Origin of the sequence: Neobacillus terrisolis, assembly GCF_051233475.1 — a bacterium.
Classification (GTDB): domain Bacteria; phylum Bacillota; class Bacilli; order Bacillales; family Cytobacillaceae; genus Bacillus_BU.
The window spans coordinates 1-18727 of the sequence record NZ_JBKFGH010000039.1 but is presented as its reverse complement, the minus strand read 5'-3'; the positions used below and the strand labels follow the sequence as shown (position 1 = coordinate 18727).

Sequence of the window (18727 nt, the reverse complement as noted above, 5' to 3'; positions counted from 1 at the left end):
AGCGAAACGTATGTCCGCGTGATACGAATTTTGATTGGTTTTTACCGAAATAAAGGACTGTATGTCCCCTTGTTTTCTAATGAGCTGGTGGTTTATAGATTTTGCCGAGTCCCCAGATTTTTTGGATTTCGCCTTCTTGCATATCGACTGTGGTTTTTGAAATCATATTGATTTTGGCATCAATGTTATCGATCATATGGCAAAGGTGAGCTTCGAGTGTGATCGGTTCTGCTGTGCTTCCCCAGCCGTTGCTGAGAGGGCCATGATGGCTGGAGATAATATTCATTAACTCATAAACAACCGTCACTTCTTCGATGGAAACGGAGCGATCATTGCGAATGGCGACCAGCTTTCGGTCAATCATTTGGTTCACAATTTGAATATGTCCTAAAAATTGGCCAAAGAGCGTATATTCCGGTGCGGTATAATCTCTAGTCATCTCAATGATTTTCCCCATATCATGGAGGGTTAAGGCTGCATACATCTTACTGCGGTTAACCGCTTCGCCGTATTGATCGCAAATGTTCTTGGCGATTCTTAGTAGTGATAATGTATGATAGGCGAGGCCGCTTTTAAAATTATGGTGCATTTTCACGGCTGCGACATGATGCATAAAATACTTTTTATTTTCTTCAAATAGCTCAGAGGTGATTTGGTGCAGGATAGGAATCTTGATTTCATCAATAAACGCACGAATTTCCGTTTCCATGCTTTCAACGGACTCAGGAGCTGCTTCAATGAACTCCCGAATATCCACTTCACCTTTTTCTGCTAAACGGAAGCTGCTTATCGTCATTTGGACTTGTCCATTATACTCAGAAGCATCTCCGATAAGGTGGACCATGGCTCCATTTGTAAAAATCGTCAACAGCTCTTCAATGGTTCTCCCGCCAAACCCGTTATTCCACAGCTTGCAGACTACCAATTTATGTTTTTTCGCTACAGTGATGTTTAGGTACGGATCGCCTTTTTTTGTTTTTTCCTGTTTTACTTCTTTTACAAGGCAAAAACCATCAAATGATTGACTTGGTTCTATTTCCAATAAACACGAAACCGCCATAATTTTCCCCCAAATGTATTTATATAGTAAAGACAATATATCGAACCAGATCATGTCTTGAAGAACGAACGTTCCTTCTATTTTAACATGAAACGAGGTTGTTATATATAGAGTTATAGCATGGCTCCAAGGGTAAGTTAAGAACAACAAATAAACCTCAGACCCATTATGGTTATGGGGTTCGTTCAAATTATAAATTTATGTTTGATGAGTAAGTTTACCCATATTCATTCTTAAGATGATTTTTTTCTCTGCATCATGAAAGGCCTCTTGTGTGATGATTTCATGGAATTTTAATGTTTTTAGATATACATAGAGTTTTGTTGCCGTGTTTTGATCGATGTCTGGTAATTTGCTTAGTTTCTCGATTTCTTTCGCATTTGTTTCTAAATCAAAATCGAATAAATTGATTTTTTCTACTTGGAGCAGTTCTTCGGCATATTGGATGATATCTTCCCTTCGAACTTGGTACATTCTGCTGCCGTGCTTTTTGCCGCCATACAATCCTTTTTTAGCACCATTTAAAATTTTATTATAATGAGATTTATCGTCTTTATTAGCGACTCCGAGAATGCGGAGCACAATTTTATTGGCCTCGGGTATGGTTACATAACCAGGATCCAAATGATAATTTTTTGTCACGAAAACCCCTCCAAATAAACCAGCATGATTATGTTTTATGGGCTTGGAATGGATTTCATTACAGAAAAAATTCATGTTTTTATGAGGATTGATTATAAGGCTAGCTTGTTATTGAAATGCATCATCGCTGTTTGGATTTTCTAATGATTCTACACCCTAAAATGATGATAGAAGTAATAATTCCAAATATTAATCCAATACGTCTGCCTATGATATTACCAAGATACCCTAGCGATTCGTATCCACGTAACCCATTGACGACGAAATCGTCGCAATTGCTGCATTCATTGACCATGTTCATTCCTAGTAAAGCTCCAATTATTCCACCACCATAATAACTAATGATGATTATTCCAATGGGCACAAGAAATATGGCAAGGGACATTTTCGATATTTGTAACCGCATCACCATTACCCCATTTCATGATTATTTGCTTATGTGTAGAAAAATTATTGCGGAGTGATTTGTTCTTGCTACGTCACTAAAAAGACGCAGGAGAACCGTCCCCTCGATTCAAATCCATTTTTCAAGTAGGGTTAAGAAAATTTCAAATACGATGAGGATAACAATAATCCATTCCACGAATAGACCTCGGATTGAGTGGCTGATGGTGGAGAAGCCATCCATAATATTGTATAAAATCTCTGTTTTGCTTTTTAATATTTTATATCGATCGTTTAATTCAAAGAATTCTAGCATTTTGTCATAAAATTCACCTGCAACACTGCTTGTCCATGTGATTTCCGGTTTATCCAGAATCATGATATACGCGAGTGTGTTATATTCATGGCGAACAATTTTTGCGGTGGTTCTTGCCAGTTCCTTGTTTCCAATACGCAGTTTTCCTTTTTCCAGACGGTCGATCATAGCTTCAAGCTTATCGTGAATTTGTCCGAGTTGTTCCTCGGTTTTTTCAAGTGCCACTGATTTAGCGAGCACGGTGGAAATTAATTCAGGGTGGAAGCTTTCGAGTTCAGGAACGACGACAAATTCATCGGTCAACTCTATTGTTTCGTTTTCCCCAATATGAAGGCTATAATCGTCAAAATATCTGTCAGCATTTCTGAGGTCGATATCCGGTTCGAAGGATTGAATGTAATCCAAAAACACCATAATCTCTTCAATATGTATAAGATTGATGAAGACAACGCTGCCGAAAGAAAAAATCAAAACCATTTGGGACTCGTCCACTTTTTTTTGAAGGATGGAGGTTAGAATATCGCCTCTGAGGGTTAGCGGTTGTTCCCAGGTGAATTTCTTTGGGATCCCGCAGGAAATAGCAATTTTGTTCAAATCAATTTCATTTGTGATTGCAAATGCTTTAAAAGAAATGGCTTTCATGATTATCACTCTTTTCAGTAGAGTCATTTTGTATGAATTTATTCACTTCTCTCTTAAAACATGCTTCAATAACTGGATTTTGTCAAGTGAAGGGACGCAAGGGGACGGTTCTCCTGTTTCAAAAGAAACAGGAGAACCGTCCCCTTGTTCACATTCATGTTTTCTTCTAGGAAGCGTTATAGTAATATTAGATTAATAGGCAAGTAATTGATTAATTTTTTTCGTGGGGGAAAAAAGGTGAACGTTAAACAGACAAGTGATCTTAAGATTTTTGCATTAAATTCAAATCAAGAACTTGCAGCAGAGATGGCCCAACTGTTGGGCTGTGGGTTGGGGAAAAGCTCTGTCACTCAATTTAGTGATGGGGAAATTCAAATTAGTATCGACGAAAGTGTACGTGGTTGTGATGTGTATGTAGTCCAGTCAACGTGCACACCGGTCAATACACATGTGATGGAACTTCTTATCATGGTGGATGCGTTGAAAAGGGCTTCTGCCAAAGAGATTAACGTGGTGATTCCGTACTTTGGGTATGCAAGACAAGATCGCCAGGCTCGGGCTCGGGAACCGATCACTGCGAAGCTGGTAGCAAACCTGATCGAGGCTGCCGGAGCGACACGAGTGATTACCATGGACTTCCACTCTCCACAAATGCAGGGGTTTTTTGATATCCCTGTAGATGAATTAAGAGGCGCTCCGATTCTTTCTCATTACTATGAAGAAATGAAATTAGAGGATGTCGTCGTGGTAGCCGCACATAAAGGTGGAGTTACCAGAGCACGAAAGCTGGCCAGCCAATTACAGGCTCCAATCGCCTTAATTGATAAGCGAGATTCAGAGCCAGATAGCCCTGAATCTATTAATGTGATCGGACAGGTTAAAGGGAAAAATGCGATTATCATTGATGATTTAATCAATACAGCCGAGACGATAACAACAGCAGCTCACGCTTTAGAAAAAGAAGGAGCAAAAACGATATACGCTTGTTGCACTCACGCTTTACTGTCTGGGTCAGCAGTTAAGGATATTGAAGCGTCACCGATTAAAGAATTAGTCGTAACCAACACGATTAAAATGGCTGATGAGAAAATGATCGAAAAAATGAAGGTACTATCCGTTGCACCATTGCTGGTGGAGGCAATTCGCCGCATTCATGATGAAATGCCAGTAAGTCCGCTGTTTGAGTTTAGTTTCCATTTATAAAAACCATCAATATTCTGATCTACAGCATATAACTATGCTTGTGGATCAGATTTTTTTATGGGTAAGAAAGGTATCGCTTTTCTTATTCAATAAACGAAGTCGGGTAGATTGGAGATTTATGTTAATATAATAGTTGAGAATGTGAAGGTTTGTACTTAAACTATCGGGTGAGTGCAAAAAGGGATTTTTTTTAATAATAGCCCTGTAAAATATTAAAGTGGATATTTACTAAAACAATAAGGACCCATTTAGGTCCTAGAATAGCCTTCATCAACCAGTTTCTTAACTCAATAAGAACAGCTGTCTGTGGTGGCAGCTCATTCTTATCCGTTGGATCCTAGAAATACTGTTTAAATCATTTGCTTAAAAGAATCTTCTTCTTCTCTCTATTTCAAACCGTCTTCTTCTCTCTATATCGATTACAAATACAAAAGGGAAAAACCGTCTTCTTCTAAACCGATCTCTTCGGTCAAATCTAAAAAATGGCATTTAATTCATCCTCCTTTCATTTCAGACAAAAGGACAGATTAACCTTGCCTGCCCTGTATAATTTAGTAGCTCAGGAAAGAAGCTCCTATAATGACCAGTAGAATAATCAATACCACGATTAACGCAAAAGACATTCCCAATCTATCACTCATTTATAACAGCTCCAGCATTTACTTAAAAAGTACGTTTTGAACATTAACACCAACTGGAAAGTACAATAATCAACAAAATGAACAATACAACGATTAGTACAAAGCTACTGCCACCATACCCACCGCCGTAGCCATACCCACTGCCGTAGCCATAGGACCAACACATGTCTTTTCACCACCCATTGGAATATTCGATAGAAAACCACTCTTACTATGTATATATATTTTCATAAGACAAGGAGTGATTGGGCAAACATCATCGTATTAGGACAAAATCAGCGATTTGCTTAAACAACATCTAAAAATAAAAAAGCGTATGCAATACATGCAAACGCCATTGGGAGCTTCATATGTCCTTTTTGCTTTGTGGTAGTAATGTCAATTAGATTAGTCCTAACGATTTTAACCTAAATTATTTTTACTATCCTTTCAATAAGGATGTGGAAATATGTTACAAACAAAAGATCTTCATTTTACTCTGAAGCCTTTTGTTTTTTGGATTCCATTTTTCACTTAAATGTCTATTAATTAATTTACACTTTAGGACAGCGTTTTTTTAGTTCGGAAATAAAAAGCTCTCTATTTTTTGGTGTAATTTTTACACTTCCAAAAGATGCTGATTTATAAAATACTTCTAAAGCGTCTTTTGATGATAACAGTCGATAACCAGTAAAAATATCTTTTGTTGGTGCTAATCCTGTTATTTCATCATATGGAATTTTGCTCTTAAACAATCCCCCTTTAATAAACAGGTGGTCTTGTTCGAAAACATATTTAATAGAAAATACAGACCACAGAACAAATCCAATTGATAAAATACATAAGGAAAGTACAGTAAAAATATCAATAGATGTTCTCTCTTTATCTAGGAAAAGAGGAATTATTAATACAGTAAGAATGACCAATAATGTGATTGATATGATTACTACAAAAAAACTGTCTGTTTTTGAACGGAATTTCACTTTAATTCACCTCCCAATGTATTTGGCTTTTTACTGTATTTTAATGGAATTTTAAAATTTTTCCAATATTATACAATTTCCTAATTAAATAAGTTTGTGCAAATGTTCGTGTCTTCAAAGTGGAGACGCATTTTTTATTGGGCATCGGGTCAGGTTATATTAACAGTAAAAATGGATTTTTATGGTAAAATATTTCTGAGGGCCGGTGAAAAATTGTGAAAAGAAATTATACTGTATTATTTATTTTGTTGTTTATTGCATCTATTGCGGGTGGTCTGGTACTAAAGAATTTTTTGACTATTCAATGATGGTTGGAGGATTAGCATTGATATTTCTTTTTGCTTCTGCGATTTCTCTTGGGAAGCGGAACAGGAAAAATAATTCAATTAACTAAATAATTTATTAACTAAAAGGGGGGCTTAGTTAATGAAGTATTTCATTAAGTTAAATGTTACTAGTATTCTCTACGCTGTTATGGTTTTTGTTCCTCTAGAACTAATGATTAATGTCTATAGAATTAGCAGACTAACAAATTGGGAAATTAGTACGGTGAACATTTTAACTGGCGTAACGATTATTTTTGAAAATAGATCGGTACTTTCACAATGTTTACAATTAGAGTTTTTGTCGGATTTTTAAAGAAATTAGGTAAATTAAAGGGTAACCTAAATAATTAGGGCTGCCAACTCTGACAGCTTTTCTTAGTAAAGTAACGTGGAGTGGAACTAGAGAGTTAAAAATCCAGTCCTATCTTTTATAGCACTTGACTGATATCGTGCATTTAACTTAATAAAAGGGGCAGTCTAACTGCCCCTTTTTATTCATGAAATTTAGTTTTAAAAAACCAGTTGTGAAAAGCTTGTGTTAAGTAATCAGTTATCCAAATTGTTATAAAACTCCAATACCAAGTCCATTTTTTATATTTAATTAATTTTGTATATTTCACTGCAATTATTTCAAAGATGACTATTACAGAAGTACTAATACAGCAATGCAGGGCTTTTAAAAGGTTAGATTTATTTTTTGGATAGTACAAACTAAATAAAGCGCACAGTCCAGGATATATAAAGTATTCAAATGAAAAAGAAGCTTTATTTGCTTTTTTGAAAAATAAGCGAGAAGGATAGGAAATTAAGTTTTTTTCTACCACTAGTAATCCAAAAATCCATGTTAATACTTGTTTAAATAAAAATACAACTAGTGATTCACGAATTCTATTTTTTGGTGTAAATTTTATTAATAATAATGACACAATTATCCAGGATGAAATTTCGATAGTTTTCTCTACTTTATATTTCATTAATTATCCTCCTTTAATAAATAGTTTTTACTTTTAGAATTAATTAATTCAATTTTATTTAAGGTAAAATTATAATACGAAGATAATATGAAATAAAACAGTAAGGGATATTAAGCTAAGCGTTGATTCAAGAAGGATTAACACATATTTTAAGAATTAAGGCTTATTTTTGTGTTACTTCTTCAACTTCGGACGGGTATTAATATTTTGAGATTGTGAAGGAATGTACTTAAAGTAAAAGGCATTTTAGTTGAAGAATCGTCTTTAGCTTTTATTCAACAATCGGGCCAGATTGTGTAGCAACGCCTTTAAAGAAAATTGGATTTATAGGTTAAAATTTAGAAGAGATTATGAAAGATTATTCTTAAACTAAAGGAAACAGGTTAGTTGAGAATTGGTTGAAGTTATCAATAAACAATTGAAAGATACATTTTCCTTGAATTAAAAAAACCTCTCTAAATTCCTCTTTATTAAGGAATTTCACGAGAGGTTTTTTTATATGTCGCTCTTCGAAAAATATTTCCGAGTATCTTCACGTATTTGTTCTGGTAAGACACGATCAAGCTCATCATTTAACCATGAAAGTGTTTTACTGCGCAAAAAATCACGCATTTTTTCTTCTGCAGAGAGCATAACTAAATTGATAGTGCAAGAAGGGGGAGCTGAACAGCAGTTTTCTCTATAAAAATAACCATTATCCTTAATGTTTTTACATTGAAAAATAGGCTTAGGACCTTCAACTGCTTCAATTACATCCCAAAACGAAATTTCATCTGGAGATTTAGCAAGTTTAAAACCACCTTTAACACCGGGAACTGAACTTACAATCTCAGCCTTAGATAATTTACTAAAAATCTTTGAGAGATATGTATCTGAAATGCCTTGAAAAAAGGATAATTCCTTTATTCCAAGGGGAGAATCTTCAGGATTATCAATTAAATAGACGAGGCAGTGAAGAGCATACTCAACTCCAATACTATACTGCATTAAAACACCTTCTTCATAAATGAGACTATTTTAATTAATCTTAGATATGTTTTATTTCTTTGTCAAACATGTACTTTTGGTATCAATTAACAGTTAACAGAGGTTTGACATAATAAAATAAATAAGATATTATAGACAATGTTAATCGGCGATTGATATTATCCGTAATTGTATTTAAGGTTCTATCTTTTAAACTTTTTAGGAGGAATTAAATTGGAACAACGAATTGATTATTACAATGTAGCGTCAGAGGGACTTAAAATAATGATGGAAATGGAGAAGTATACAAAAACTACAGACATAGATCGTAAACTTCGTGAACTTATAAAAATTCGTGCTTCTCAAATAAATGGTTGTGCGTATTGTTTAAATATGCACACGGCAGATGCTAGAAAAATGGGGGAAACGGAACAACGTTTATATTGTATTAGTGCTTGGAGAGAGTGTACATTTTACACAGATGCAGAAAAAGTAGCTCTTGAATTGACAGAGTACGTGACTTTAATCCCGACAAAACGTGTGCCAGATGAGCTTTATCAACGAGTACGCAAACATTATGACGAGAGACAATATGTTGACCTTGTTCTAATAATCAATCAAATCAACAGTTGGAATAGAATTTCTATTGCAATGGGGAATACAGCAACTGAAAAATAACAACTCCCAATGAACATCTTATAGTGTTTGTTTCAGATTTTAAAAAGAAGGAATCCCAATGAACCACTTTAGATACTTTTACCATATTTATCAAATGAAGATTTATATAACCCTTTACATTAATGAATCAACCATTAAGTAATAAATATTCTATATGATACGGAAAGAGGTAGTAGTATAAAGCTTTTTATTGCTGGAGCTACTGGAGTTATTGGACGTAAAATGGTTTCATTATTATTGAAAGAAGGACACGAAGTATTTGCAATGACTAGAGAAAACAAAAATGACAACTTTTTTCTAGAAATGGGGGTTACTCCAGTGAAGGGGGATGCATTGGATCGTGATTCTGTATTCAATGCATTTCACAAGGTTCAACCTGAAGTTGTTATTCATCAACTAACATCATTGTCGAGCTTCAATTTAGAAGACAATGCTAAAATAAGGGTTGAAGGAACACGCAAACTTGTAGATGCAAGTAAAGAAGTTGGTGTTAAGAAAATTATTGCTCAAAGCTTAGCTTTCACATATGAGCCGGGTCAGATACATGCTTCTGAAGAAGTTTCTCTAGATTTTTGATGCACCTATGCCTAGAAAAATTAATGTTGATGGTGTAGCAGCTTTAGAGTCAGCTGTTGCTGAAATGCCCGAATACGTTATTCTTCGATATGGAATGCTTTATGGACCGGGGACTGGTATGAGCAGGGAGGAATCATTGCTGAACAAATCGTTAATCAAGAGGTAAAGGCAAATGATAGTGTAACTTCATTTTTATCTGTTGAAGATGCTGCACAAGCTGCTGTACAAGCTCTACAATGGCCGAATGGACCAGTGAATATAGTCGATGACGAGCCTGCTTCCGGGAAAGTTTGGTTACCTGTATATGCTTCTATTATTGACGCTCCAGAGCCTATAGTTGAAGATGGTTGTGATCGAGGTGAACGCGGAGCTTCAAATAGTAAGGCGAAAGAATATGGATGGAAACCAATATATCCTTCTTGGCGTTCTGGCTTCAAGACATGCTTAAAATAATAAAGTAGGGGTAACTTGAAATGAATTATTGTTTTTGAATAAAATATAAATTTAGTCATTATTATATGCTATTGGAGATGTTATTCTAATAAAAAGTAAATTATCAACTAAAAAAAACTGTTGACTTAAAAGAAATTAAAGAAGTTATTAAACCTTACGGTGGACGGTGCGCTAAACTGGTTGAGGGTTCACTTGAGTTTCAAATAAAGGAAGAAAATCAAACATCAGCTTATGAGTTTTTAAAGGGTAAAGGTTATATTGATTAAAAATATTTAGGCTAAAACGAAGCTGTCATTACCGGCAGCTTTTTCTTATTGTATTAACGGGTCAGGTTAGTTCAATAAGAATAAAGGAATAACAAAAATTATTAAAAAATGATATTCTAAATTAGTTATTAATTTAGGAAAAGAAGTGAAAGTCATGAAAATAGGTTTTTTTGATTCTGGAATAGGTGGAATGACCGTCCTTCATCAAGCATTGAGGTTTCTACCGAATGAAGATTACATATTTTATGCGGATACTTCACACGTTCCATATGGTGAAAAACCAAAAGAAGAGGTAAGGGAATACATATTTAATGCTGTTGATTTTATGGCAAATCAAGGAATTAAAGCATTAGTCATTGCTTGTAATACTGCAACCAGTATCGCAGTGGATGACCTTCGCCAAAAGTATGATTTCCCTATTTTGGGTATTGAACCAGCCGTAAAACCTGCTGTTCAAAGCTGTGGAGGAAAACGAAAAAAGGTATTAGTGTTGGCAACTAATTTGACTCTCAGAGAGGAAAAGTTTCATAACCTTGTGAAAAGTATAGACCATCAAGATATTGTTGAAAGTCTACCTCTTCCTGGTCTTGTAGAATTCGCTGAGAATTTTGAATTTAGAGAAGAGAAGGTTTTACCATATTTAAAAGAAAAACTATCTTCGTTTGATTTAAAGAAATTTGGAACGATTGTTCTTGGATGTACCCATTTCCCATATTTTGAAAAAAGTATAAAGAAAATATTTCCTGAAGAAGTGGATATTATTTCTGGAAGTATTGGAACTGCTAAAAACTTAAAACGAATTCTCGAAGCAAGAAATCAAATTAACGATGGTACAGGGGAGATTTTGTTTTTTAAATCTGGTTCTAAAGTTGAAGATATAGAAACATTATCTAATTATAATGAATTGTTGATAATGTTAGACAGCATAAGTTCTTTAACAACGGGTGTTTAAATCTAAAGATAAATCTGTTTTGACAACTTATTTAGAAATAAGTTGTGAAATTTTGTACTTAAACAAACGTGGGCAGAAAAGAAAAAAGCAGCGGATCCGTTGCTTTTTTTCTCTTACTTAGCTAAAAATCTTTTCTATAAAATTCTCTTCTAATACTTCCACTAAATTGAGCATAAAACCTAGTGGTCTCGCTGATTTCGTGCCCTAGTAAACTTTGTATTACATCAATAGGAGCTCCATTATTCAATAGTTGCGTAGCATAGCTATGGAATAATTGGTGTAGGTGGATTTCTTTGTTGATCCCTGCACGGCTGAAATTCGTTTAATAATGTACCTAACTGGGCAATGATGCTCATTTTATGTGGATGCCGTTCAGTAACAAAAATAGTCGGTTCTTTAGCTTGAAGTAGATCTAAGTATCATTTCAACTAATGTCACAACGTATATTAAAATAGACCTCTCTTTCTTTATCACCCTTCCCAAGGACAATTTGAAGATGATTTTGTAAAATTAAGGAATATCAATTTATCAACCTTAGATGTAGAAAATGAATAAATGTATGTTCTTTTTATCATGCTTTTAGGTGGATGGATTGAGTTTAATCCTAATTCGAGTTCTATCCAAATTCACAGGTGATTTTCGTAAATTTCTTCCCGGTTATCCGATGAAGGACTTCTAATTATAATTGGACCTATCAGGTAATTATGGATTGGTTTATGATAAATAAAAATGAAACTAGGTGAGTAGTATGATATTTCGAGAGATTGCACCGCAGGAACTGGAATATGTTTATAAAATGGGCTATAAGGAGTGGTCAAAAGGGAGAACCTTTGAGCGATATGTCGAAGAAAATAAAAAAGAGGATGATTTTGGCAGTCGATATGTCTATGTCGATAAAGAAAACAATATTATCGGTTCACTCATTGTTCTGTCTTTGAAGATAAAAGTTGCCGATAAGATTGTTCCTCTTTTTGGGCTTGGTTCCGTTGTCATAGACCTCGATTATCGTGGACTAGGTTACGGGAACGAAATGCTCAAAGAGTGTTTATTTCATATCGAACAAAATTGCATCGAGCCTATTTTTATGCTTTTCAGCGATATATCCCCTATGTTTTATGATCGGCTAGGTTTTAAAGAACTTCCCGAAAATTTGCAGCGATATCCCAAATCCGTTTGTATGGTACGCTGCAGTGATGAGAATTACAAACTGATTTCAAGACTGTCAATAGATCAAATTCCGAAATATTTTTAAGAAGTGCTCATTATTTAGCGGTTATTTATAATTGGACACCAATTTATTAAGTAGCTTATTAAAGTAACAGGTTGCAAGAGTTGGAGATTGGAGCTGTCATTACCAACGGCCTTTTCTTTTTGCGCTAACGGGTCAGGTTTGTTCAATAAGAATTCACAGAAAAAATCAAAAATGATGGTCGATTGTGTTAATATTTGGTAAATAAGGCAGTTGTGTTTGTGGGAACATTAATTGTTTTTTTGCTATTGAACCTTTAACAAGTTAGAAGGAATTGTTGCTAATTCGGATTAAATAAATACGTAAACTTTTGTTGTAACTATTTTCTTAATTTCCTTAGTGGAGGCTTTATTAGGACACCACATACTATTCTAATAGAGTTTTGGAAGTTTACAGGAGGTGAAACATAAGTGAAACAAAGGTTTGGGGAAATTTCTTTAGTTCTATGTTTGTTCATTATTACTTTTTTTATTGCCAATTTTTATATACGCCTGGATGTGACACTATTTAGAATTATTATGATTATCGGCACTCTTTCATCACTTATTCTTTTTATACTAAGTCCACTTGGGAAATGGAAAACTGTTTCATTAGCTATTTCCATTATTTTGACTTTCTTTTATTTTCTTGGTGTTGAATTGTTGAGGGTCCTTTTTCAAGGCAATGGATTTTAATTTCACTATCAGGGGCATTACTTCAATAAGGAGTAATACATTATTTCGTTGAAGTTACAAGCAAGTTAGTTAATGTATCATCTGGAATAGTATTTATTTGAGAGGAATGAATATGAATATAAATAAAAAAGAAGAGATAGAAATAAACAAATTATTTAGAGATCAAAAAATTGCATTATATTGGATGTTAGGATTTATTTATTTTGCGTTTATAGAGTTATAGCTTTTAAACGTTCACCAGACAATGGGAAGCTTGAAACTATCGAGCTAATAAAATAAAGCACGTTTATTATTATCTTATTGCACTATAGGTGGCGTTTATCAAGAAGGGTTTGACGCTCTTTTTTTTGAAGTTCTTGAACTAACGGATCAGATTGTTGAGGATAACCGAAGCAATAACTGAGGAGCTTTTTCTTATTGAAAGTAATGGTTCAGTTTTATTAAAGAAGGAATACCTATACAGAATTTAGAAGTATCTACTTTATGAAACTCTTCATATTTATACTCGTATATAATTCAAAGATGTAACCGAAGGAGTGTTTACATGTCAGAACCATTTTTTATGGGTGATCTTATGTTTCAAATCGTCCCTATTTTTATTGGAATTATTTTGGTGGTAGTTATCGGTAGTATTTTATTTTCAGTTTTCAAAGGGATTGGTCAGTGGCACAAAAATGAGCAGTCTCCGAAACAAAGTGTGCCAGCTATTGTTAAATCAAAACGAGTAGATGTTTCCAAAAGTTCCAATATGCATCATCTACAAGACAACCATCACCATCATTCTTTAAGCACACATACAAGATATTTTGTTACTTTCGAGTTCGAAAGTGGTGACCGCTCTGAGTTCCATGTCTCTGGTAAAGAGTATGGTTTACTTTCTGAAGATGACATTGGAATACTAAACTTTCAAGGGACTCGATATTTAGGCTTTGAGAGGAACAAAGTGAAGAAGGAGAATACATGAGCAGCAGAACGAAAACTAGAAAAAAAGCTCGTAATTATCCTATTTTTTACGGGTATGTAATTGTACAAATTCTTTAATATTTTTTAAAGTTTATTCGGCTAAAGGGCGCAAATCTCAAACAAGAGATGCGCCTATTTTTGTTATGGGCAGGATTGTTGAAGAAGATATTCTTTTTAAAGTAAATAATTTCTATATATAGGGGATGGGAGAATTGATAAAGGGGCTTTATGAAGCACATTTACCTGTGAAAAATTTAGAAGTGCCAATTGAATTTTACCGAAAATTAGGTTTGAAATTATAACAAAGCCATAAAAGGTCTTAATTTATGCTTAGAACATCATATAAAATCATTACAGAACATAGGAAGTCTACCAAAGACACCAAAAGGAAAACTCTTCGATCCATATGGATAAATTTATAGGAAATACAAAGATATATTCGATGAAGTTATGTTGTTATTGAACTAAAGAAGCAGGATAGTTCAAGTGCGATGTTATTATGATGGTCAGAAAAGAGGTGCAAAATGCTTTTAAACAGTTTTATGAATGAGAATTTTCCAAACTTAGAACTTAGACCACCCTTGTTTTATTGTTGGGATATTGGTATACGGTTTGAACTAGGGGTGGAGTGGAAAAGAGAATATGACTACCCCAATTACCCTTATGTGCTGGGATGTTATAAAAGGGCAATTACGTTATTTGAAGCTTTACATTCTCCTATGGATGATATTTTTGTCGTGATGGATGTAAATGATTTTGATAGGGGCAAAAACATTAGACATCAGTTAAAGAAATTTTCTCGCTATGTTGAAAAATCGTTATTGTTAAGGTTAAAACACCAAGCAATACCTTATATATTCCCATAGGATGATGAAGAAGGTACATATAAAACTCATAGATTTTCTCTATGCTGCAAAACATCTGATTTTAAATACGTCCCATTATTAAACGCAATTTGCAATCAAGACTTGGGGTTGAAACCGAGTATTTTCCATAGAGTTTACTTCATAAATATCAATAAGAAAACTATCTTACACGTTTACGATGACAGAGGTTGTGATTTATTAGCGACATCGCTCGAATCAATTAGAAATATTTATGAAGAATACAATGATTGGATCTTGGATTACGACAGGAATGAAATAGACAAGGTATTTATATAAAAGAATTTAGTTTTTCCTCCGCAACGGGTACGAGAGCTCAACAAGGAGTTACGAAGGCAACACTTTTCTTATTGAACAAACGGGTCAGTTTAGTTACAGATGGTATAAATTATGTGATTGGGAGACGTAGGATGACAAAGGAAAAAAAAGAAAAGAAGGATGGTATTTTTAAAGAAATGCTAGATGAGATTGGTGGATCTATAATATTTGAAGTATTCTGGAACATCATAATGTTTATACCAAGAATGATAATTCGCTTGATTACAAGCATTTGGTGAAGTTATTAATTTTTATTGAACTAATGGGGGCAATAGTTAAAGATAAGATCGCTGCGGCGGTCTTTTTGCTTGGTCAGCTAACGGATGGAGTTGAGTGAAGGAATAAGTATTTTGGATAACGAATTATGAATAAGAAGTTAAAGAAGATTTAAATGGTGAAATTAGTTAATGGAGGAACAAAATGACTAAAATTAAGGGATACACTTGTAGTTGTTGCGGTAATTATCACGAAGAACTTCCTACAAGTTACGGAGATCAAGCTCCTGTCTATTATTATGATGCTGCACCTGAAGAGCGAGAGGATAGGTTTGAGCTAGATGACGATTTATGCATTATGGATAATGAACATTGCTTTATTCGTGGATGTATTGAGATTCCTATTATTGGGACCGATGAACACCTAATTTGGGGTGTATGGGTTTCATTAAGCAAAGCTAATTTTAACAATATAAAAGATCACTGGGATAAACAAGAATTATTGGAACCAATGTTTGGGTGGTTATCTACCGATTTGCCTTGTTATCCTGAAACAGTAAACTTAAAAACAATGGTCCATCCTCGACCAGATGGAATTCGACCTTTCATAGAACTCGAACCAATCGACCATCCTTTATCGGTGGAATTTAGAGATGGAGTAACTATAGAACGGGTACAAGAGATAGCTTCACAGCTTTGTGTTAAAAACGATAACAAGTAAAAAGAGCATTAAATCGACATCAATGCTCTTTTTACTAGAAAGATTGAGCCAGTCAACATAGAGAAAAGGGTACTTTGTGAAGAGATGTACTTACACTAACGGGGGCTCTAGTTAAAGAAGGATTCTATGTCCTAAGTCAAGAATACATATAAAAAGGCGGGGGCTTTGTGTAATTAAAAGAAGGTGAAAAAAGTGGAGAAACAATTTGAAATTGCACACAATTTTAGTAGCCATCATCGAAAGCGATTAGAAAAGGATAAAATATGTGGCTGCTTTTATTGTCTGAAAACCTTTAATCCCTCTCAAATTACAGATTGGTGTGATGATGAAAATACAGCATTATGTCCATATTGTGGAATCGATTCCATAATTGGTGAGAGTTCAGGTTTTCCCATCACTGAACAATTTCTAAAAGGAATGCATAAGGAATGGTTTTAGTATTCAGTTTATGTCCAACAGGCAATATCGTTCTTCCCGAGCTTCCAATTTATACCCTCTTAAAATAAAGGCGGTCAGACTGTAAAAACTGGCTGACTATATCATACGATTGGGCAATATAACAATCTTTAAAGTAGATGAAAACGGTAAAGTGCCCCTTGTAAACAAGAGGCACCAGCTCCACCGGTGCAATGGCGCTTATCTGATTCATCCATCAATCGCTGTTATCCCATCTCTTCAAAACCATAAGCCAGTGTTGCGTGGTTCGTATTTCCAAATGATAGATACCATGGTTCCCCTAATGGTCCATTCTCTGTTGCGGGAGGCACGATGACTTCAAATTCAAAACTATTATTCAGTACGTCGACAGTGTATCGGCGTACTGAACCAGTATCAGGTCCTAAAGGGTTGCCTGTAAGGGGACCTGGTCCTGTAATAGGGACAATCAGTTTCCCATCCGGTCCGAACAGAATTGCTTGTGCGAATGCGCGAGGCTGTTGTCCGGCAATATATAGGTCTATCTTGAAGAGAAAATCGCCTTCGCCGTTGAAGATAAGGATTTTGTCCGTGTCATCGGAGTCCTCTCGGAAACTCGTGATATAGAGGTTGCCGTCGGGGCCGAAAACCAATCCTTCAGGACGATGGAGGTCATCATGGCTCTCAACGAACACATCATGTAACATCCTCGTCACTGGGTTGAAGCGCAGCACTGAACCTCCTAATTGACCTTCAATTGTATTGGGATTATTGCGGACAGATACATACAACAAGCCGTCGGGACCGATAATCACAGCGCGCGGATAGAACTCCCCGTCGAAACCAGAATGGTCGAGATTACCTAGAAATGCCCCGGTGGAGCCATCATATGCCCGTACCTCTCCGGGCTTCTTGTTATTTTTGTTGATCTGATCCGCCACAAACAGAACGTTGTCGTCGGATAGGATGGTGCCTCGCGGTGAGAAAGGTGCGTTTTTATCTTTTGAACTGACTAGCTCGCCTAATAACACCCCGATCTGGCCGTTGAACTTTAAGACGCTGCCATTCTTATGCTTGTCCACGTTCTGATTTGAGACAAGAAGATTGCCCACAGGGTCAAATAGAAGACCGCGAGGACCATTCAAGCCACCACTACCTGGTACGACAAAAGTTCCATAGAAATCCCCAGATATTGCGTCGAAACGTTTGACGGTGTTGTCGCTACCGTCTTCGATAAATAAACTATCGCTCATAATATTCCTCCTAAAAATGTATTTATAAACCTATTATCCTTAATTTCGAAAATTCATCATGGTACAGCCTTAAGGACAGATGTTTGTGGAAAATAAAAAGGCACCAACTTCTTGAAAACCCTTATACTTGCACTAAATGTTTTTTTTACTCCTTTCTGATAGATTTGTTACAGCATATGCAATAATGAGAAGCTTGTACTGGATAATAATGTATATACATTAAAAATGTGCTACAACTGTTGCAGGCAAAAGCATTCCTGGAGACTTTAAAATGGTTTTGAGTTGGATTATTTATCCCCAAAAGAAGAATGGGGTGTCATGAGGGTAACTGTATTAGAAAAAGGGTACAAAATTATCTTGACTGCAGATAATTTGTCAAAAGAAGAAATGGAAAAAGTATTGTTGTCTATGATTGAAAGTGAATAAGCTTTTTTAATAAGAGGGGATATTTACCATCATATGAAGGAATAGTGGCGATTTAGAGTTAAAAGCAATCGCTTTTTCTTTATTGGGCAGTATTCTTATAATGTGTTTGTTAAGTAATGTACTTAAACAAAACGGGCGCAAATCTCAAACAAGTGATGAACCTATTTTATTATGGGCCAGATTTTTGCATTACAACTGGAAAGGGAATTATTAATTGTAAAGATTTTCACTTAAACGAACGGAGCAGTTAAGTTGAATAAGAAGATATATGTCAATAAAGCTCCATAAACCCCAAAAAAGGCTTGCAAAACTGATGTCAGTTTGCAAGCCTTTTTAATTGCTATTTATATGATATGCACCTCAAAACACAACCCTTTAGAGATAGATGCAGTGCTTTTTTGACGATAAATTACTTGCTTTTTTACCTGCCATTCCAGGTTTTGTACTTCAAAATAGAACCCGTTACCCTTAAAGTGTACCCTTTGTAAAGGACATTTTAAAAAAGGCCTAGGCTACCTGTAAAAGATGATTCCTGTACTGTACAGGAGTCATCTTTTTTAGGTTCCATT

22 protein-coding genes and 4 pseudogenes are annotated in these 18727 nt (G+C 35.1%); 14 read left to right on the top strand and 12 right to left on the bottom strand.

Going from position 1 to position 18727, the window contains the following annotated elements; genetic code table 11:
- Positions 1–76 precede the first annotated feature (76 nt).
- The 4 genes from ACI48O_RS20470 to ACI48O_RS20455 form a co-directional block, all read right to left on the bottom strand.
- Entirely contained in the window at positions 77–1060 is a 984-nt protein-coding gene (locus tag ACI48O_RS20470; protein WP_435563686.1) for a 3'-5' exoribonuclease YhaM family protein, read from the bottom strand.
- 198 nt (positions 1061–1258) lie between these two features.
- Complete coding sequence (locus ACI48O_RS20465) at positions 1259–1702, bottom strand: hypothetical protein (RefSeq protein WP_435563685.1); 444 nt, start codon at positions 1700–1702, stop codon at positions 1259–1261.
- 121 nt (positions 1703–1823) lie between these two features.
- Positions 1824–2108, bottom strand: a complete 285-nt coding sequence (locus tag ACI48O_RS20460) for a hypothetical protein (protein ID WP_435563684.1) — start codon at positions 2106–2108, stop codon at positions 1824–1826.
- A 108-nt stretch (positions 2109–2216) separates the two neighbouring features.
- The gene (locus tag ACI48O_RS20455; RefSeq protein WP_435563683.1) at positions 2217–3044 is read right to left on the bottom strand and encodes an RMD1 family protein; all 828 of its coding nucleotides are present in this window, start codon (positions 3042–3044) and stop codon (positions 2217–2219) included.
- 237 nt (positions 3045–3281) lie between these two features.
- Here ACI48O_RS20455 and ACI48O_RS20450 point away from each other — a divergent pair, with 237 nt between their 5' ends.
- Complete coding sequence (locus tag ACI48O_RS20450) at positions 3282–4247, top strand: ribose-phosphate diphosphokinase (RefSeq protein ID WP_435563682.1); 966 nt, start codon at positions 3282–3284, stop codon at positions 4245–4247.
- Between the two features lie 363 nt (positions 4248–4610).
- Here ACI48O_RS20450 and ACI48O_RS20445 read toward each other — a convergent pair whose 3' ends face one another.
- From ACI48O_RS20445 to ACI48O_RS20430, 4 genes are all read right to left on the bottom strand, one after another.
- Positions 4611–4736, bottom strand: coding sequence for a hypothetical protein (locus ACI48O_RS20445; protein WP_435563681.1), 126 nt, complete (start codon positions 4734–4736; stop codon positions 4611–4613).
- A gap of 62 nt (positions 4737–4798) precedes the next feature.
- Positions 4799–4888: a YjcZ family sporulation protein gene (locus tag ACI48O_RS20440; protein ID WP_435563680.1), complete on the bottom strand. Its 90-nt coding sequence runs from the start codon at positions 4886–4888 to the stop codon at positions 4799–4801.
- 43 nt (positions 4889–4931) lie between these two features.
- Positions 4932–5054 (bottom strand): YjcZ family sporulation protein, encoded by a 123-nt coding sequence (locus tag ACI48O_RS20435; protein ID WP_435563679.1) that lies wholly within the window; start codon positions 5052–5054, stop codon positions 4932–4934.
- 367 nt (positions 5055–5421) lie between these two features.
- Entirely contained in the window at positions 5422–5850 is a 429-nt protein-coding gene (locus ACI48O_RS20430) for a PH domain-containing protein (RefSeq protein WP_435563678.1), read from the bottom strand.
- 426 nt (positions 5851–6276) lie between these two features.
- Between ACI48O_RS20430 and ACI48O_RS20425 the strand changes: the two genes are divergently transcribed.
- Positions 6277–6489 carry a hypothetical protein gene (locus ACI48O_RS20425; protein ID WP_435563677.1) on the top strand — a complete coding sequence of 71 codons (213 nt, stop codon included), beginning with the start codon at positions 6277–6279 and terminating at the stop codon, positions 6487–6489.
- Positions 6490–6667: 178 nt separating this feature from the next.
- Here ACI48O_RS20425 and ACI48O_RS20420 read toward each other — a convergent pair whose 3' ends face one another.
- Together ACI48O_RS20420 and ACI48O_RS20415 are read right to left on the bottom strand one after the other, a co-directional pair.
- Entirely contained in the window at positions 6668–7150 is a 483-nt protein-coding gene (locus tag ACI48O_RS20420; RefSeq protein WP_435563676.1) for a CBO0543 family protein, read from the bottom strand.
- A gap of 495 nt (positions 7151–7645) precedes the next feature.
- On the bottom strand, positions 7646–8137 hold the full coding sequence (locus ACI48O_RS20415) for an RrF2 family transcriptional regulator (RefSeq protein WP_435563675.1): 492 nt from the start codon (positions 8135–8137) through the stop codon (positions 7646–7648).
- Between the two features lie 213 nt (positions 8138–8350).
- Here ACI48O_RS20415 and ACI48O_RS20410 point away from each other — a divergent pair, with 213 nt between their 5' ends.
- The 3 genes and pseudogenes from ACI48O_RS20410 (at position 8351) to murI (ending at position 11041) form a co-directional block, all read left to right on the top strand.
- On the top strand, positions 8351–8794 hold the full coding sequence (locus ACI48O_RS20410; protein ID WP_435563674.1) for a carboxymuconolactone decarboxylase family protein: 444 nt from the start codon (positions 8351–8353) through the stop codon (positions 8792–8794).
- A gap of 177 nt (positions 8795–8971) precedes the next feature.
- A pseudogene (locus tag ACI48O_RS20405) lies at positions 8972–9823 on the top strand (NAD-dependent epimerase/dehydratase family protein).
- A 420-nt stretch (positions 9824–10243) separates the two neighbouring features.
- Positions 10244–11041: a glutamate racemase gene (gene murI, locus ACI48O_RS20400; RefSeq protein WP_435563673.1), complete on the top strand. Its 798-nt coding sequence runs from the start codon at positions 10244–10246 to the stop codon at positions 11039–11041.
- Between the two features lie 121 nt (positions 11042–11162).
- Here murI and ACI48O_RS20395 read toward each other — a convergent pair.
- Positions 11163–11531 (bottom strand): annotated as a pseudogene (locus ACI48O_RS20395) (tyrosine-type recombinase/integrase); the annotation flags it as partial.
- A 258-nt stretch (positions 11532–11789) separates the two neighbouring features.
- On the opposite strand from ACI48O_RS20395, the gene ACI48O_RS20390 reads away from it, so the two are divergent.
- The 8 genes and pseudogenes from ACI48O_RS20390 (at position 11790) to ACI48O_RS20355 (ending at position 16503) form a co-directional block, all read left to right on the top strand.
- On the top strand, positions 11790–12293 hold the full coding sequence (locus ACI48O_RS20390) for a GNAT family N-acetyltransferase (protein WP_435563672.1): 504 nt from the start codon (positions 11790–11792) through the stop codon (positions 12291–12293).
- A 407-nt stretch (positions 12294–12700) separates the two neighbouring features.
- Positions 12701–12964, top strand: a complete 264-nt coding sequence (locus ACI48O_RS20385; protein ID WP_435563671.1) for a hypothetical protein — start codon at positions 12701–12703, stop codon at positions 12962–12964.
- 544 nt (positions 12965–13508) lie between these two features.
- Positions 13509–13928 carry a DUF2500 domain-containing protein gene (locus tag ACI48O_RS20380; RefSeq protein WP_435563670.1) on the top strand — a complete coding sequence of 140 codons (420 nt, stop codon included), beginning with the start codon at positions 13509–13511 and terminating at the stop codon, positions 13926–13928.
- Between the two features lie 211 nt (positions 13929–14139).
- Positions 14140–14226, top strand: a pseudogene (locus ACI48O_RS20375) (VOC family protein); the annotation flags it as partial.
- 243 nt (positions 14227–14469) lie between these two features.
- Positions 14470–15090 (top strand): annotated as a pseudogene (locus tag ACI48O_RS20370) (DUF3885 domain-containing protein).
- Positions 15091–15221: 131 nt separating this feature from the next.
- Positions 15222–15368 carry a hypothetical protein gene (locus tag ACI48O_RS20365; RefSeq protein WP_435563669.1) on the top strand — a complete coding sequence of 49 codons (147 nt, stop codon included), beginning with the start codon at positions 15222–15224 and terminating at the stop codon, positions 15366–15368.
- A gap of 181 nt (positions 15369–15549) precedes the next feature.
- Positions 15550–16065 carry a DUF2199 domain-containing protein gene (locus ACI48O_RS20360; RefSeq protein ID WP_435563668.1) on the top strand — a complete coding sequence of 172 codons (516 nt, stop codon included), beginning with the start codon at positions 15550–15552 and terminating at the stop codon, positions 16063–16065.
- A gap of 192 nt (positions 16066–16257) precedes the next feature.
- Positions 16258–16503, top strand: coding sequence for a cytoplasmic protein (locus tag ACI48O_RS20355; protein WP_435563667.1), 246 nt, complete (start codon positions 16258–16260; stop codon positions 16501–16503).
- A gap of 224 nt (positions 16504–16727) precedes the next feature.
- On the opposite strand, the gene ACI48O_RS20350 is transcribed toward ACI48O_RS20355, so the two are convergent.
- The gene (locus tag ACI48O_RS20350) at positions 16728–17732 is read right to left on the bottom strand and encodes a Vgb family protein (protein ID WP_435563666.1); all 1005 of its coding nucleotides are present in this window, start codon (positions 17730–17732) and stop codon (positions 16728–16730) included.
- A 282-nt stretch (positions 17733–18014) separates the two neighbouring features.
- Here ACI48O_RS20350 and ACI48O_RS20345 point away from each other — a divergent pair, with 282 nt between their 5' ends.
- Positions 18015–18158, top strand: coding sequence for a hypothetical protein (locus tag ACI48O_RS20345; protein WP_435563665.1), 144 nt, complete (start codon positions 18015–18017; stop codon positions 18156–18158).
- Positions 18159–18727 lie beyond the last annotated feature (569 nt).

Bases quoted from the DNA above. Each gene is read 5' to 3' on its own strand.
- ACI48O_RS20470 (WP_435563686.1), bottom strand. From the start codon at position 1,060: ATGGCGGTTTCGTGTTTATTGGAAATAGAACCAAGTCAATCATTTGAT.
- ACI48O_RS20460 (WP_435563684.1), bottom strand. From the start codon at position 2,108: ATGCGGTTACAAATATCGAAAATGTCCCTTGCCATATTTCTTGTGCCC.
- ACI48O_RS20455 (WP_435563683.1), bottom strand. From the start codon at position 3,044: ATGAAAGCCATTTCTTTTAAAGCATTTGCAATCACAAATGAAATTGAT.
- ACI48O_RS20445 (WP_435563681.1), bottom strand. From the start codon at position 4,736: ATGCCATTTTTTAGATTTGACCGAAGAGATCGGTTTAGAAGAAGACGG.
- ACI48O_RS20440 (WP_435563680.1), bottom strand. From the start codon at position 4,888: ATGAGTGATAGATTGGGAATGTCTTTTGCGTTAATCGTGGTATTGATT.
- ACI48O_RS20435 (WP_435563679.1), bottom strand. From the start codon at position 5,054: ATGTGTTGGTCCTATGGCTACGGCAGTGGGTATGGCTACGGCGGTGGG.
- ACI48O_RS20425 (WP_435563677.1), top strand. From the start codon at position 6,277: ATGAAGTATTTCATTAAGTTAAATGTTACTAGTATTCTCTACGCTGTT.
- ACI48O_RS20420 (WP_435563676.1), bottom strand. From the start codon at position 7,150: ATGAAATATAAAGTAGAGAAAACTATCGAAATTTCATCCTGGATAATT.
- ACI48O_RS20415 (WP_435563675.1), bottom strand. From the start codon at position 8,137: ATGCAGTATAGTATTGGAGTTGAGTATGCTCTTCACTGCCTCGTCTAT.
- murI (WP_435563673.1), top strand. From the start codon at position 10,244: ATGAAAATAGGTTTTTTTGATTCTGGAATAGGTGGAATGACCGTCCTT.
- ACI48O_RS20390 (WP_435563672.1), top strand. From the start codon at position 11,790: ATGATATTTCGAGAGATTGCACCGCAGGAACTGGAATATGTTTATAAA.
- ACI48O_RS20380 (WP_435563670.1), top strand. From the start codon at position 13,509: ATGTCAGAACCATTTTTTATGGGTGATCTTATGTTTCAAATCGTCCCT.
- ACI48O_RS20365 (WP_435563669.1), top strand. From the start codon at position 15,222: ATGACAAAGGAAAAAAAAGAAAAGAAGGATGGTATTTTTAAAGAAATG.
- ACI48O_RS20360 (WP_435563668.1), top strand. From the start codon at position 15,550: ATGACTAAAATTAAGGGATACACTTGTAGTTGTTGCGGTAATTATCAC.
- ACI48O_RS20350 (WP_435563666.1), bottom strand. From the start codon at position 17,732: ATGAGCGATAGTTTATTTATCGAAGACGGTAGCGACAACACCGTCAAA.